17 protein-coding genes and 1 riboswitch are annotated in these 14,915 nt (G+C 62.5%); of the genes, 14 read left to right on the forward strand and 3 right to left on the reverse strand.

Features of this window, described 5'->3' with window-relative positions:
• Positions 1-2: 2 nt before the first annotated feature.
• The 3 genes from cobW to NKH93_RS16340 form a co-directional block, all read right to left on the reverse strand.
• On the reverse strand, positions 3-1,043 hold the full coding sequence (gene cobW / locus NKH93_RS16330; protein WP_352817129.1) for a cobalamin biosynthesis protein CobW: 1,041 nt from the start codon (positions 1,041-1,043) through the stop codon (positions 3-5).
• On the reverse strand, positions 1,040-1,474 hold the full coding sequence (locus NKH93_RS16335) for a DUF1636 family protein (RefSeq protein ID WP_352817126.1): 435 nt from the start codon (positions 1,472-1,474) through the stop codon (positions 1,040-1,042). Before NKH93_RS16335 ends, cobW begins: the two co-directional genes overlap by 4 nt.
• Positions 1,475-1,512: 38 nt before the next feature.
• A riboswitch (cobalamin riboswitch) is annotated at positions 1,513-1,716 on the reverse strand.
• Positions 1,717-1,745: 29 nt separating this feature from the next.
• Entirely contained in the window at positions 1,746-2,945 is a 1,200-nt protein-coding gene (locus NKH93_RS16340; protein ID WP_352817123.1) for a winged helix-turn-helix domain-containing protein, read from the reverse strand.
• Positions 2,946-3,280: 335 nt separating this feature from the next.
• Here NKH93_RS16340 and NKH93_RS16345 point away from each other — a divergent pair, with 335 nt between their 5' ends.
• The 14 genes from NKH93_RS16345 to nuoK all read left to right on the forward strand — a co-directional run bounded on the left by NKH93_RS16345 (position 3,281) and on the right by nuoK (position 14,906).
• Positions 3,281-3,646, forward strand: coding sequence for an NADH-quinone oxidoreductase subunit A (locus NKH93_RS16345; protein WP_023676631.1), 366 nt, complete (start codon positions 3,281-3,283; stop codon positions 3,644-3,646).
• Positions 3,637-4,218, forward strand: a complete 582-nt coding sequence (locus NKH93_RS16350; protein ID WP_023670824.1) for a NuoB/complex I 20 kDa subunit family protein — start codon at positions 3,637-3,639, stop codon at positions 4,216-4,218. The genes NKH93_RS16345 and NKH93_RS16350 overlap by 10 nt, the downstream gene beginning before the upstream one ends.
• A gap of 5 nt (positions 4,219-4,223) precedes the next feature.
• The gene (locus tag NKH93_RS16355) at positions 4,224-4,826 is read left to right on the forward strand and encodes an NADH-quinone oxidoreductase subunit C (RefSeq protein ID WP_352470230.1); all 603 of its coding nucleotides are present in this window, start codon (positions 4,224-4,226) and stop codon (positions 4,824-4,826) included.
• Complete coding sequence (locus tag NKH93_RS16360; protein WP_352470231.1) at positions 4,823-5,380, forward strand: DUF2059 domain-containing protein; 558 nt, start codon at positions 4,823-4,825, stop codon at positions 5,378-5,380. The genes NKH93_RS16355 and NKH93_RS16360 overlap by 4 nt, the downstream gene beginning before the upstream one ends.
• 50 nt (positions 5,381-5,430) lie before the next feature.
• A complete protein-coding gene (locus NKH93_RS16365; protein ID WP_352970879.1) occupies positions 5,431-6,621 on the forward strand; it encodes an NADH-quinone oxidoreductase subunit D in 1,191 nt (396 codons plus the stop codon).
• 2 nt (positions 6,622-6,623) lie between these two features.
• Complete coding sequence (locus NKH93_RS16370; RefSeq protein ID WP_352919428.1) at positions 6,624-6,992, forward strand: hypothetical protein; 369 nt, start codon at positions 6,624-6,626, stop codon at positions 6,990-6,992.
• A 22-nt stretch (positions 6,993-7,014) separates the two neighbouring features.
• Positions 7,015-8,076, forward strand: coding sequence for an NADH-quinone oxidoreductase subunit NuoE (gene nuoE / locus NKH93_RS16375; protein WP_352919425.1), 1,062 nt, complete (start codon positions 7,015-7,017; stop codon positions 8,074-8,076).
• 10 nt (positions 8,077-8,086) lie between these two features.
• Positions 8,087-9,391, forward strand: coding sequence for an NADH-quinone oxidoreductase subunit NuoF (nuoF, locus tag NKH93_RS16380; protein ID WP_023676626.1), 1,305 nt, complete (start codon positions 8,087-8,089; stop codon positions 9,389-9,391).
• Between the two features lie 77 nt (positions 9,392-9,468).
• Positions 9,469-10,164, forward strand: coding sequence for a helix-hairpin-helix domain-containing protein (locus NKH93_RS16385; RefSeq protein ID WP_352458243.1), 696 nt, complete (start codon positions 9,469-9,471; stop codon positions 10,162-10,164).
• 74 nt (positions 10,165-10,238) lie between these two features.
• Positions 10,239-12,320, forward strand: a complete 2,082-nt coding sequence (gene nuoG / locus NKH93_RS16390; RefSeq protein WP_352970884.1) for an NADH-quinone oxidoreductase subunit NuoG — start codon at positions 10,239-10,241, stop codon at positions 12,318-12,320.
• 2 nt (positions 12,321-12,322) lie between these two features.
• A complete protein-coding gene (nuoH, locus tag NKH93_RS16395) occupies positions 12,323-13,366 on the forward strand; it encodes an NADH-quinone oxidoreductase subunit NuoH (protein WP_352450011.1) in 1,044 nt (347 codons plus the stop codon).
• Positions 13,366-13,857, forward strand: coding sequence for an NADH-quinone oxidoreductase subunit NuoI (nuoI, locus tag NKH93_RS16400; protein WP_023676622.1), 492 nt, complete (start codon positions 13,366-13,368; stop codon positions 13,855-13,857). The genes nuoH and nuoI overlap by 1 nt, the downstream gene beginning before the upstream one ends.
• A 118-nt stretch (positions 13,858-13,975) precedes the next feature.
• Complete coding sequence (locus NKH93_RS16405; RefSeq protein ID WP_023676621.1) at positions 13,976-14,596, forward strand: NADH-quinone oxidoreductase subunit J; 621 nt, start codon at positions 13,976-13,978, stop codon at positions 14,594-14,596.
• Between the two features lies 1 nt (position 14,597).
• Entirely contained in the window at positions 14,598-14,906 is a 309-nt protein-coding gene (nuoK, locus tag NKH93_RS16410) for an NADH-quinone oxidoreductase subunit NuoK (RefSeq protein WP_023676620.1), read from the forward strand.
• Positions 14,907-14,915: the final 9 nt, after the last annotated feature.

A 14,915-nucleotide genomic window follows, 5' to 3' on the forward strand; every position in this document is an offset into this window, starting at 1 on the left:
GGTCAGCCGGCGAGGATACGCTCGATGGCCGGGCGGTTCAGCCCTTTCAGGCCGATGACGACCAGGCGCGAGCGGCGGTCGTCTTCAGCGGTCCAGGCGCGGTCGTAATAGTGGTTGACGCGCGGACCGACGGCCTGCAGCAGGAGCCGCATCGGCTTGCCGCCGACTTCGACGAAACCCTTGACGCGCAACACGTTTTCTTCCTCCGCCGCCGTGGCGACCCGTTGTGCGAGCTCGTCCGGGTTGGACACAGACGCGATGTCGATGACGAACGAGTCAAAATCGTCATGTTCGTGGTCGAGCTCGTCGTCGTGGTGGGTCTTGCGGTTCTCGATGTCGTCCTCGACGGCGAGGCCGAGGCCGAGCAGCACCGACGGGTCGACCTTGCCTTGCGAAGTCGGTACGATCTTCACCGCCCGCGCAACGTGCTTGCCGATGACGGCATTGGCACGGGCCGAGCCGGCTGCGTCCATCAGGTCGCTCTTCGACAGGATGATCAGGTCGGCGCAGGCGAGCTGGTCTTCGAACACTTCCTCGACCGGATCGTCATGGTCGAGCGTCTCGTCCTGCGCGCGCTGGGCCTGCAGGGCGTCCATGTCGTTGGCTACGCGGCCATCAGCCAGCGCCGGTCCGTCGACCACGGCAATGACGCCGTCCACCGTCACGCGGCTTTTCACCGACGGCCACTGGAAGGCCTGGACCAGCGGCTTGGGCAAAGCGAGGCCGGATGTCTCGATCAGGATGTGGTCGACCCTCGGCGTCAGCGACAGGATCTGGTCCAGCGCCGGTACGAAATCATCGGCGACGGTGCAGCAGATGCAACCATTGGCCAGCTCGACGATGTTTTCCTCGGGGCAGGTGTCGATGGCGCAGCCCTTCAGAATCTCGCCGTCGATGCCGATGTCGCCGAACTCGTTGACGATGATGGCCAGGCGCTTGCCTTTGGCGTTTTCGAGCAAATGGCGGATCAACGTCGTCTTGCCGGCGCCGAGAAAGCCGGTGACCACGGTGCAGGAAACGCGTGAAAGGGAGGCAGCGGTCATGTCAGGTCCTTCAAAAGGTCGAGGGGAGGGATGCGGGCAACAAGGCCGCGCTTCAGGCAATCGGGACGGCCGCGCCAAGGAATGAGCCCATCCGTCGAGGTGGCAAACAGCTTTGCCCCGGTGACGAGATCGGCGCCGCTGGTCGTGGTCAGATCACCGAAGACGTAACTCCAGCAGCCGTCGCGCAGCATGGCCGCGCTGAGCCGGCGCTTGCAATTGCCGAGGCATTCGACGGTGCGGATTTTGATGTTTTCGCTGGAAGCGGCGCGGCGCGTGTCCTCTGCGAGCAGTTCGCCGGCGCGCGGATGAGCGTCCGAACCGGTCTCGTCACGGCATGACGAGCAGACGATGACGGTAACGCCGGCCGGGGAATCACCAAGGCCGGACAATAAATCCGCTGTCTCAGCCGGAAAACTGCTGTCGCGTTCCAAATCAGGCTCCTTGCCCGGAAAACCCGCCAGGCGATCGGATTCTTATGTCCTAGACGGCAGGTCTCCTGGCTCGCGGGTCATCGCCTGGGTGCCGCCTTCCCGGGAACATCCCAGTGGTTTTCGGCCTTGGCTCGTCGCTTACAGTTGCGGGGACAGCCGCGGATTTGAAATCGAGATTTCGCACCGCATTCCCTCTTGGCCCTTGCCGTTGCGGGCAGGGGACCGTCTGGAACGGATTTAGGCTTGTGGGGGCAGTCGTGTCAACGCACGTCTATGGCGCGGCGATATCCGCGAGCGGCCGGCCGAGGTCGCCGGCAGCGGTCACCTCGATGCGTTCCAGGCCGAGCCAGCCCTGCATCTGCTTCAATTCTTCGAAAAGCTCGGCTGCGGTTTGCAGCGAGGCGCCGGGCTCCGCATAGGCGGCATGGACGCGCAGTACGCCGGCCGGGCGGTCGGCCCTGAGGTCAACGCGCCCGACGATGCTGTCGCCGAGCAGGAATGGCAGCACATAATAGCCATACCGGCGCTTTTCGGCCGGCGTGTAGATCTCGATGCGGTAGTGGAAATCGAACAACCGCTCGGTGCGCGACCGCTCGAAGACGACAGGATCGAACGGCGCGAGCAAGGCGCGCGCCTCGATCTTGCGCGGCAAACGGGCGTCCTTGTGGAGATAGGCTGTTTTGTTCCAGCCTTCGACGCTCACCGGCAACAGGTCGCCGGCCTCGACCAACTCCTCGATGCGGCCCTTGATGTCGGCGGGCGAGAGGCGGAAATAGTCGCGCAGGTCTCCTGCCGTGGCGATGCCGTGGGCGCGGGCCGAGATGCGCAGCAATTCGCGGTGAGCGTCTTCGGTGGAGGGCGTTGGCAGACTCAGTATTGTTGGCGGCAGCACGCGCTCCGGCAGATCGTAGAACCGTTCGAAGCCGCGGCGATGCGCCGTGGTGATGCGGCCGGCCCAGAACAGCCATTCGAAGGCGTGCTTGGCATGGCTCCAGCCCCACCAGCCGCCCGAACCCTTCTGCCCTTCGAAAGCCGACGCCGCGATCGGGCCTCGTTCGGCGACCTCGCGATAGATGTCTTCGATATAGGCGGCGTGCTCGCGGCCCCATTTGGCCAATCCGCTGTACATTTCGTCGCCGCACTCGGCCCGCTGCATGCGCCAGCGCATCAACGGATAGGTCTCGACCGGCAAGAAGGAGGCTTCGTGCGCCCAATATTCGAAGACCATGCGCTTGCGCGTTACGGCGGCGTCGTCGAGCAGCGCCAGCTTGTAGGGGCCAAGCCGCGAATAGAGCGGCATATAGTGGGCGCGCACCACGGCGCTGACGGAATCGATCTGCAGCAGGCCGGTACGGGCAAGCACGCGGGCCAGATGCCGGCGGTCAGGCGTGCCGGTGGGTCGCGGGTCATTGAATCCCTGTGCCGCGAGCGCGATGCGGCGGGCCGTGGCAAGCGAGATTTTTTCCTTCATGAAGGCGGCATCCGGAGGATTTTAGACAGAGAAAATGACCTGCGATTCCGTGCCATGCTAGCAGGGTTTTGGCGGCATCCATGTCAGGAGAGAAAAGTGGAGTAAAAAGTGAAGGAAATCAAACAGGAGCGGATCGGACCAGTTTTCCCGGATATGCCGTCCAGCACCGCGATTTGAACAAGGTTTGACTTGCTTCGCCGAAAGCGCTGCGCTAACCCTCGCCGCGTTGCAGCATAGAGCCCCCTTAAAACGGTTCAGTGGTTAAACTGTCACGCTTCCGCAAGTGGGTCCGGTGCTGTAATCAGAGTGGATTGGCCGCCAACGGAAACTGCAGCATGAACGCACTTTTAGGTTCGTACCTGCCCATCGTCCTGTTCATCGGCGTGGCGCTGATCGTCGGGCTGGCGCTGCTCGCTGCACCGTTCCTGGTGGCCTACCGCAACCCCGATCCGGAAAAGCTTTCCGCCTATGAGTGCGGCTTCAACTCGTTCGACGACGCCCGCATGAAGTTCGATATCCGCTTCTACCTGGTGTCGATCCTGTTCATCATCTTCGATCTGGAGGTGGCCTTCCTGTTTCCTTGGGCGGTGTCGTTCAGCCAGATCGGCATGCTCGGTTTCTGGTCGATGATGGTGTTTTTGGCGGTGCTGACCATCGGCTTTGCCTATGAATGGAAAAAAGGAGCGCTGGAATGGGATTGAACGACAGTTCCGGTACGCTCGTCGCGCCGAAGCCCAAGGGCCTCATCGACCCCAACACCGGCAGGCCGGTCGGGTCCGACGATCCATTCTTCCTGGAGATCAACAACGAGCTCGCCGACAAGGGCTTTCTCGTCACCTCGACCGAGGCGCTGATCACCTGGGCGCGCAGCGGCTCGCTGATGTTCATGACGTTTGGCCTCGCCTGCTGCGCCGTCGAGATGATCCATACGTCGATGCCGCGCTATGACTCGGAGAGGTTCGGTGTCGCGCCGCGCGCGTCCCCGCGCCAGTCCGACATCATGATCGTCGCCGGCACGCTGACCAACAAGATGGCGCCGGCGCTGCGCAAGGTCTACGATCAGATGCCGGAGCCGCGCTACGTCATCTCGATGGGCTCTTGCGCCAATGGCGGCGGCTATTATCATTATTCCTATTCGGTGGTGCGCGGCTGCGACCGCATCGTGCCGGTCGACATCTACGTGCCCGGCTGTCCGCCGAGCGCCGAAGCGCTGCTCTACGGCATCCTTCTGCTGCAGAAGAAGATCCGCCGCACCGGCACGATCGAGCGGTGAGCGGCATGACCCAGGCGTTGAATGACCTCTCGACCTATCTCGGCGAGAAGCTGATCGGCCGGATCGGCGCGGCGGTGCTCGCCTATGGCGAACTCACTATCTCGGTCGAGCCGCGCGACCTGATCGAGGTGGTGACCTTCCTGCGCGACGACCCGAAATGCCAGTTCATTTCGATCATCGACGTTTGCGGCGCCGATTATCCGTCACGGGCAAAGCGCTTCGACGTCGTCTATCACCTGCTGTCGCCGAAGCAGAATATCCGCATCCGGCTCAAGGTCCAGGCCGACGAAGAGACGCTCGTGCCGTCGATCACCGGGATATATCCCGGCGCCGACTGGTTCGAGCGCGAGACCTACGATCTCTACGGCGTGCTGTTTTCGGGCCATCCCGATCTGCGGCGGATCCTGACCGACTACGGCTTTGAAGGCCATCCGCTGCGCAAGGACTTTCCGCTGACCGGCTTCGTCGAGGTGCGTTACGACGACGAAGCCAAGCGCGTCATCTACGAGCCGGTGGAGCTCAAGCAGGAATTCCGCAATTTCGATTTTCTGTCTCCGTGGGAAGGTACGGATTACGTGCTTCCAGGCGACGAAAAGGCGAAACAATGATAAAAATATCACGGCATTGGCTTCCGATCGTGATCGTATCGTTTTTCGCGCTGTTGGCCGGTGACTTGACGGGTCGAGCGGATAGCATTCCTGACGGCAATTTTGAGTCTAAGCTGCAAAAATATGATCCCAAAGCGGTCAGCGCTGCCTTGCGCTATGTTCGAAATTTCAACATGAACGCAAATTTCAAAGCGATGGCGCCCGCCTTGCGGCAGCAAACGATAGCTGAATTGAAAGGAGCCAATCCCTCGATTTCAGACAGCGATGCGGGTGAGTTTGCTGATGACTTCATCAAGCGAGCATTGCTGGATAACTCGGAGACTCTAGAGCATCTGACGGCGTTGATGCTGCTGGAAGCCTTCGATCCCGATGAAGTGGAGGCGATGGATGACTTTTACGCGTCGCCGATGGGGTCGCGTATTTTGGCAAAGACGCCGGCCTATATGGCCAAACTGCCGTATCTGGCCGAGTACTTCCAAAAAACCATCGTCCCTGAGGCACTCCGGCAGACACAAGCTGCCCTGAAGGCACAGGGTAAGGACATCAAAATCTGATTTGTTGAGGATCGAAGCTCCGGTACTGGGGCAATGAGTATATAGAAAAAATGGCTGAAACCTCCGTCCGCAATTTCAACATTAATTTTGGCCCTCAACACCCTGCGGCGCATGGCGTTTTGCGCCTTGTGCTGGAGCTCGACGGCGAAGTCGTCGATCGCGTCGATCCGCATATCGGTCTGTTGCATCGCGGCACGGAAAAGCTGATCGAGGCCAAGACTTATCTGCAGGCCGTGCCCTATCTCGACCGGCTCGATTATTGCGCGCCGATGAACCAGGAGCATGCCTTTGCGCTTGCCGCGGAGCGGCTGCTCGGTATCGAGGTGCCGAAGCGGGGCCAGTTGATCCGAGTTCTCTATTCGGAAATCGGCCGCATCATGTCGCATATCCTCAACGTGACGACGCAGGCGATGGATGTCGGCGCGCTGACGCCGCCGCTGTGGGGCTTCGTCGAGCGCGAAAAGCTGATGGTGTTCTATGAGCGCGCCTCGGGCTCGCGCATGCATGCTGCCTATTTCCGCCCCGGGGGCGTCCATCAGGATCTGCCGCAGAAGCTGATCGAGGACATCGGCAAGTGGATCGACCCATTCCTGAAATCGGTCGACGATCTCGACGCGCTTTTGACCGGCAACCGTATCTTCAAGCAGCGCAATGTCGACATCGCGACGGTGTCTCTGGCCGACGCATGGGCCTGGGGTTTTTCCGGCGTCATGGTGCGCGGCTCGGGCGCGCCGTGGGACCTGCGCAAATCGCAGCCCTACGAATGCTATGCCGAGCTGGATTTCGACATTCCGATCGGCAAGAACGGCGACTGTTTCGACCGTTATCTGGTACGCATGGAAGAGATGCGGCAGTCGGCGAAAATCATGCGCCAGTCGGTCGACCTGTTGCTCGGCAAGGAAGGCAGCGGGCCGGTGTCTAACCTCGACGGCAAGGTGGTGCCGCCGAAGCGCGCGGCGATGAAGCGCTCGATGGAAGCGCTGATCCATCACTTCAAGCTCTACACCGAAGGCTACCGCGTGCCGGCCGGCGAGGTCTATGCGGCGGTCGAGGCGCCGAAAGGTGAGTTCGGCGTCTATCTGGTCTCCGACGGCACCAACAAACCCTATCGCTGCAAGCTGCGCGCGCCCGGCTTCGCGCACCTCCAGGCCATGGACTTTTTGTGTCGCGGCCACATGTTGGCCGACGTCACCGCCGTTCTCGGCTCCCTCGACATCGTGTTTGGTGAGGTGGATCGGTAGCAATGAACGCGCTTGTCACCGCAGCGGTTCTGACCATGGCGGCCCAAGTTCCTGCTTGGGCCCCGGATGGTCGATTGCTTTCGCGAGACCTGCTCAAGATCGGGTTTGAGCTGGTCTCGGAGGGCGACTTGCTGATGGGGCGTACATACGAGAGGCATGCGCCGATGGATGACGGGATGGGTTTTCATTCTCTTCCGTGTCCGATCGAGTCGTTTGTTGCCCAAGTGCCCAGCCGGCCGAGGCCTTACTGTGTCTCTTGGGTTGACGATCGTTATGATGAATACATCCGTCTGAAGCGCGGTAAGGAAGAGTTTGTATGCGTGTTAGGGCAATCTGAGAACTGCTATCGCGTCTCCAGTTCGGTTCAATAAGAAAACATAAAAGCGAAACTCCATGTCAGTCCGCCGTCTCGCAGAAGCCAGCCTCCAGCCAGCCTCCTTCGCCTTCAACCGGGCGAATGCGGCGGCGGCGAAGCAGTGGATCAAGAAATATCCGAAGGGGCGCGAGCAATCCGCGATTATCCCCTTGCTCATGCTGGCGCAGGAGCAGGAAGGCTGGGTGACCAAGGCGGCGATCGAAACGATCTCCGACATGCTCGACATGCCCTATATCCGTGGGCTGGAAGTCGCCACCTTCTATACGCAGTACCAGCTCAATCCGGTCGGTACCCGCGCGCATATCCAGGTCTGCGGCACCACGCCCTGCATGCTGCGCGGCTCGGAAGCGCTGATGGATGTGTGCCGCTCGAAGATCCATCACGACCAGTTCCACACCAACGACAAGGGCACGCTGTCGTGGGAGGAGGTCGAGTGCCTCGGCGCCTGCGTCAACGCACCGATGGTGATGATATTCAAGGACACCTATGAGGATTTGACGCCGGAGCGGCTTGCCGAGATCATCGACCTCTATGACGCCGGCAAAGGTGCTTCGGTGACGCCAGGACCGCAAAACGGCCGCATCACCTCTGAGCCGGCCAGTGGCCTGACGACCCTCAAGAGCGAAAAGGCGATCCTCAAGGCGACCCGCGACCGGGAAACCAGGGCGGCGACCAAGGCCGCCAAGGATGCAGAGCCGGCGGCTGCCGCCGCAGCATCAGTTCCGCCAGCTGCTCCTGCCGCGCCGGCGCCGGTTGCGCCCTCGAATGCCAGCAAGCCGAAGACCGACGCGGTCGAGACCAACCCGGCGCTGAAATCGCCGTCGGCGACGAAAGTCGCGCCCGCGGCGGAAAGGGCGGCGAGCGTCGCAGCGCCTCTGCATTCGGCCGCCAATGCCAACAAGGCCGAACCGCAGGTCGAGGACGTCTCGAAACAGCGCAAGGGCCCCAAGAACAAGGCCGAGCCGGCGTCTGCTTTCAAAGCGCCGGAGGCCAAGGTCAAACCGGCGAAGGCTGCCGCCAAGGCGGCCAAGCCGTCGCCCGGAAACAGGAGCCGGCCGACCGGCAAGAAGCCGGTCTGAGGAACGAGCAATGCTTCAGGACAGAGACCGCATCTTCAACAACATCTACGGCCGCTTCGACAAGTCGCTGGCCGGCGCCATGGCGCGCGGCGCCTGGGACAACACGCCCGGCATCGTTGCCAAGGGGCGCGAGTGGATCGTCAACGAGATGAAGGCATCGGGCCTGCGCGGCCGCGGCGGCGCCGGTTTCCCGACCGGGCTCAAATGGTCGTTCATGCCCAAGCAAAGCGACGGCCGGCCGAGCTATCTCGTCGTCAATGCCGACGAATCCGAGCCCGGCACCTGCAAGGACCGCGACATACTGCGCCATGACCCGCACACGCTGGTCGAAGGCTGCCTGCTTGCCGGCTTCGCCATGGGCGCGGTCGCCGCCTACATCTATGTGCGCGGCGAGTTCATCCGCGAGCGCGAGGCGCTGCAACGCGCCATAGACGAGGCCTATGCGGCCAAGCTGATCGGCAAGAACAATACCTCCGGCTACGATTTCGACATCTACATGCACCATGGCGCCGGCGCCTATATCTGCGGCGAGGAAACGGCGCTGCTCGAAAGCCTCGAGGGCAAGAAGGGCCAGCCGCGGCTGAAGCCGCCATTTCCGGCCAATGTCGGCCTCTATGGCTGCCCGACGACGGTCAACAATGTCGAGTCCATCGCTGTCGCGCCGACCATCCTGCGCCGCGGTGCCGCCTGGTTCTCGTCCTTCGGCCGGCCCAACAATGTCGGCACCAAGCTGTTCTGCATCTCCGGCCACGTCAACAATCCGTGCACCGTCGAAGAGGCGATGTCGATCCCGTTCCGCGAACTGATCGAGACGCATTGCGGCGGCATTCGCGGCGGCTGGGACAACCTGCTGGCGGTCATTCCGGGCGGCGCCTCGGTGCCGCTGGTGCCGGCCGAGCAGATCATCGACGCGCCGATGGATTTCGATGCGCTGCGCGACCTGAAATCGGGCCTCGGCACGGCGGCTGTCATCGTCATGGACAAATCGACCGATATCGTGAAAGCGATCGCGCGGCTGTCCTATTTCTACAAGCACGAGAGCTGCGGCCAGTGCACGCCCTGCCGTGAGGGCACCGGCTGGATGTGGCGGGTGATGGAACGGCTGGTGCGCGGCGAGGCGCAGAAGCGTGAGATCGACATGCTGCTCGACGTGACGAAGCAGGTCGAGGGCCATACGATCTGCGCGCTGGGCGATGCGGCGGCGTGGCCGATCCAGGGCCTGATGCGGCATTTCCGCGGCGAGGTGGAGCGGCGCATCGACGAGTTTTCGCGCAACGCACACCGCGCCGAACCGGTGCTGGCGGCGGCGGAATAGAAGAATTCAAAATGCGGGCGAATGTCCGAAACGAGGAAACGAGCGCGGGGCAGACGGAAACGACCAGGAGACCACCTATGTCGCTGTTTTCGACACCCGACGATTTTACGCCCGATATGGACCCGTTGTTGAAGATGAACCAGGATCTGACCAGGATGATGCCGAAGGAGATGGCCAATGCCGTCAATCTCCTGGCGCATCCTGTCGCGGGCGCGGCGGCGATGACGGCACTCGGCATCGGCCTTGCCAACCACGCCTTTGGTATCTGGATGGGCGTGCTTTCAGGCGCCGCTGAGACCTCGCAGCGGCTTTGGCAACCGGTCGCCGAGGATTTCGAGGCGCGAACGGAACGCTTTTCCGCAACCGGCAAAAGCTCCTCGACAAAGGCGCGCGCGGCGACCAAAACCCTGATTGCCGAGGCGCAGTCCTTTGCCAATGATGTGACCGACATTGCGACGAGCACCGCGGCGCGGAGCTTGGCGAATGCGAGCACCGTTGCAGCGGATGCGTCGGCCGGGCTGATGCCGGAGGATTTCAAGCAGCCCAAGCCGATGGATCGGCCAGCCGAGCCGGCCGACCTCAAGGCGATATCGGGCATCGGGCCGAAACTGGAAAAGGTGCTGAACGGCCTTGGCATCTGGACATACGCCCAGATCGCCGCGTGGACGCCGCAAGAGATCGCCTGGGTCGAAGATTACCTGTCGTTGAAGGGCCGCATCGGCCGTGACGGCTGGATCGGTCAGGCGGCCGCGTTGGCCGGGGCCAAAAAGTGAATTCAATATCGTGCGCGGTCTCGGCTGCGCCCGGAAGGAAAGATTGCGGAACGTCCGCAGGGGTTTGAGGCGAAATGGCAAAGCTCAAGGTCGACGGGAAAGAGATCACTGTACCCGACCATTACACGCTGCTGCAGGCGGCCGAGGACGCCGGCGCGGAAGTGCCGCGCTTCTGCTTCCACGAGCGGCTGTCGATCGCCGGCAATTGCCGCATGTGCCTGATTGAGGTGAAAGGCGGCCCGCCCAAGCCGCAGGCGTCCTGCGCCATGGGCGTGCGCGACCTGCGCCCAGGCCCGAACGGCGAGCCGCCGGAAATCTTCACCAACACGCCGATGGTCAAGAAGGCGCGCGAAGGCGTGATGGAATTCCTGCTGATCAACCATCCGCTGGACTGCCCGATCTGCGACCAGGGCGGCGAGTGCGACCTGCAGGACCAGGCGATGGCGTTCGGCGTCGATTCATCGCGCTACCACGAGAACAAGCGGGCGGTCGAAGACAAGTATATCGGGCCGCTGGTCAAGACGATCATGAACCGGTGCATCCATTGCACGCGCTGCGTCCGTTTCACCACCGAGATTGCCGGCATATCGGAGCTCGGCCTGATCGGCCGCGGCGAGGATGCCGAGATCACCACCTATCTCGAAAGCGCGATGACTTCGGAACTGCAGGGCAATGTCATCGACCTTTGCCCGGTTGGTGCGCTGACCTCCAAACCGTACGCCTTCCAGGCACGGCCGTGGGAACTGACCAAGACCGAATCCATCGACGTGATGGACGCCGTCGGCTCCGCGATCCGCGTCGATAGCCGAGGCCGCGAAGTGATGCGCATCCTGCCGCGTACCAACGAGGCGGTGAACGAGGAGTGGATTTCCGACAAGACTCGCTTCATCTGGGACGGTCTGCGCACGCAGCGCCTCGACCGCCCCTATGTGCGCAAGGACGGCAGACTGGCCCCGGCAAGCTGGGCCGAGGCTTTTGCCGCGATCAAGGAAGCGGTGTCGAATGCGGCACCCGAAAAGATCGGTGCCATTGCCGGCGATCTTGCCGCCGTCGAGGAGATCTACGCGCTGAAGCTTCTGATGGCTTCGCTCGGCTCAAAGAACACCGACTGCCGCCAGGACGGCGCCGCACTCGATCCGTCGCTCGGCCGGGCGAGCTATGTGTTCAACCCGACCATCGAAGGCATCGAACAGGCCGATGCGGTGCTGATCATCGGCGCCAATCCGCGCTTCGAGGCATCCTTGCTCAACGCCCGCATCCGCAAGCGCTGGCGGGCCGGCAATCTGCCGGTCGGCGTCATCGGCGATGTCGGCGATACACGCTATGATTACGAGCAGCTCGGCGCCGGGCCGGAATCGCTGAAGGATCTGGCCGACGGTAACGGCAAGTTCTTCCAGCTGCTGAAGAAGGCGACGCATCCGCTGATCATCGTCGGACAGGGTGCGCTGGCGCGTCCGGACGGGGCGGCCGTGCTCGGCCAGGCGGCGAAGCTCGCCGTCGCCGTCAACGCCGCCAGGGCCGACTGGAACGGCTTTGCCGTGCTGCACACCGCCGCGGCACGCGTCGGCGGCCTCGATGTCGGTTTTGTGCCGGGCGAGGGCGGCAGGAACGTCGCCGGCATGCTGGGCGAGACCGATGTGCTGTTCCTGCTCGGCGCCGACGAAATCGATATGGCCAAGACCGGCGGCGCTTTCGTCGTCTATATCGGCACGCATGGCGACAAGGGCGCACACCGCGCCAACGTCATCCTGCCGGGTGCCGCCTATACCGAGAAGTCGGGCACCTTCGTCAACACCGAAGGCCGCGTGCAGCAGACGAACCGGGCCGGCTTCGCGCCCGGCGAGGCGCGCGAGGACTGGGCGATCCTTCGGGCACTGTCGGATGTGCTCGGCAAGAAGCTACCTTTCGATTCGCTGCCGCAGCTACGCGCAAAGCTCTATGCGGAATACCCGCATCTTGCCCGCATCGACCATGTCGCGGCCGGCGACCCGGCCGACATCGCCAGGGTTGCCAAGCTCGGCGGGCGGCTGAACAAAGACACCTTCACCTCGCCAGTCAAGGATTTCTACCTGACCAACCCGATCGCGCGGGCTTCCGCGGTGATGGCCGAGTGCTCGGCTTTGGCGAAGAACGGCTTCAGGCAGGCGGCGGAGTAGACATGGACACCTTCTTCTCCTTCTACGTGCTGCCGGCGCTGCTGATCCTTTTGAAGTCGGTCGTGCTGATCGTCGTTCTGTTGATCTTCGTCGCCTATGTGCTTTACGCCGACCGCAAGATCTGGGCGGCGGTGCAATTGCGCCGAGGCCCGAATGTCGTTGGCCCATGGGGCACGCTGCAGGCCTTCGCCGATCTGCTGAAATTCGTCTTCAAGGAGCCGGTCATCCCGTCCGGCGCCAACAAGGGCGTTTTCCTGCTGGCGCCTTTGGTGTCGGCGGTGCTGGCGATCTCTGCCTGGGCGGTTATCCCGGTCAATGAGGGCTGGGCGATCGCCAACGTCAATGTCGGCATCCTCTATGTCTTCGCCATCTCCTCGCTCGAGGTCTATGGCGTCATCATGGGCGGCTGGGCCTCCAATTCGAAATACCCGTTCCTTGGCGCGCTGCGCTCGGCGGCGCAGATGGTGTCCTACGAAGTCTCGATCGGTTTCGTCATCGTCACCGTGCTGCTTTGCGTCGGCTCGCTCAACCTGTCCGACATCGTCTTGTCGCAACAGGACGGGCTGGGCACGCGGCTCGGCCTGCCCAACACCTTCCTCGACTGGCATTGGCTGTCGCTGTTCCCGATGTTCATCGTCTTCTTCATCTCGGCGTTGGCCGAGACCAACCGGCCGCCCTTCGATCTTGTGGAAGCCGAATCGGAACTCGTCGCCGGCCATATGGTCGAATATTCCTCGACGCCGTTCCTGTTGTTCTTCCTCGGCGAATATGTCGCCGTCGTCCTGATGTGCGCGCTGGCCACCATCCTGTTCCTTGGCGGCTGGCTGCCGCCCTTCAACTTCGCGCCGTTCACCTGGGTGCCGGGGCTGATCTGGTTCGTACTCAAGGTCTGCCTGGTGTTCTTCATGTTCTCCATGGTGAAGGCGTTCGTGCCGCGCTACCGCTACGACCAGCTGATGCGGCTCGGCTGGAAGGTCTTCCTGCCGATCTCGCTGTTCATGGTGGTCGCTACCGCCGCTTTCCTCAAACTCACCGGGTTTGCCTGATGTCAGCATTATCCCAGGCCGCCAAGTCACTGCTTTTGCAGGATTTCGTCAGCGCTTTCTTCCTGTCGATGCGCCAGTTCTTCGCGCCGAAGGAGACGATCAACTATCCGCATGAAAAGGGGCCGGTCAGCCCGCGCTTCCGTGGCGAACATGCGCTGCGCCGTTATCCCAACGGCGAGGAACGCTGCATCGCCTGCAAATTGTGCGAGGCGATCTGCCCGGCGCAGGCCATCACCATCGAGGCCGGCCCGCGCCGCAACGACGGCACACGGCGCACCGTGCGCTACGACATCGATATGGTGAAATGCATTTACTGCGGCTTCTGCCAGGAAGCCTGCCCGGTCGACGCCATTGTCGAGGGCCCGAATTTCGAATTCGCGACCGAAACGCGCGAGGAGCTTTATTACGACAAGGACAGGCTCCTGGCCAATGGCGACCGCTGGGAGCGTGAACTGGCGCGCAACATCTCGCTGGATGCGCCTTACCGCTGATATTTGACGCATGGACGGGGCGAGGGGCCTCGTTTAAGGAACACGCAACTTGCCGACCGGAGGCGGTGGCAAAAAACAGGACGAACGTCCTGTTCTGACAGGAAACCCGGGGGAACCCATGCTGAGTGGACTAGAGGCGGCCTTTTTCTACCTCTTCGCCTTTGTCGCGGTGGCATCGGCGTTCATGGTCATATCGGCGCGCAATCCTGTGCATTCGGTGCTGTTCCTGATCCTGACCTTCTTCAACGCCGCCGGCCTTTTCATGCTGACCGGCGCCGAGTTCCTGGCGATGATCCTGCTCGTCGTCTATGTCGGCGCGGTGCTGGTGCTGTTCCTGTTCGTCGTCATGATGCTCGACGTCGACTTCGCCGAAATGAAGGAAGGCGCCCTGCAATATGCACCGATCGGCGCGCTGGTCGGGCTGATCCTGGCGGCGGAGCTGATCGTGGTGCTCGGCGGCTATACATTCGCGCCGAAACTGGCGGCGACGGTCGCCAAGCCCATTCCGGACCTGGCCGCGCGCTCGAACACGGCAGCGCTCGGCGACATCCTCTATACGGATTACCTCTATTACTTCCAGGTGGCGGGGCTGGTGCTGCTGGTCGCCATGATCGGCGCCATCGTGCTGACGCTGCGCCACAAGCCGGGCGTCAAGCGGCAGTCGATCGCCGCCCAGGTCGGCCGCACGGCAGCAACCGGAGTGGAAATCCGCAAGGTCAAGACGGGCGAAGGAGTCTGAGATGGTCGTCGGCATCGCGCACTACCTGACCGTATCGGCGATCCTGTTCACGCTCGGCGTGTTCGGCATCTTCCTGAACCGCAGGAACGTCATCGTCATCCTGATGTCGATCGAGCTGATCCTGCTTGCCGTCAACATCAATTTCGTCGCCTTTTCGGCGGCGCTCGGCGACCTGGTCGGCCAGGTGTTCGCACTGTTCGTGCTGACGGTCGCCGCGGCCGAAGCGGCGATCGGCCTTGCCATTCTCGTCGTCTTCTTCCGCAACCGCGGCTCGATCGCGGTCGAAGACGTGAACATGATGAAGGGTTGACGGAACCAC

It is taken from the genome of Mesorhizobium sp. M0954, from assembly GCF_040319155.1.
In the GTDB taxonomy this organism is placed as follows: domain Bacteria; phylum Pseudomonadota; class Alphaproteobacteria; order Rhizobiales; family Rhizobiaceae; genus Mesorhizobium.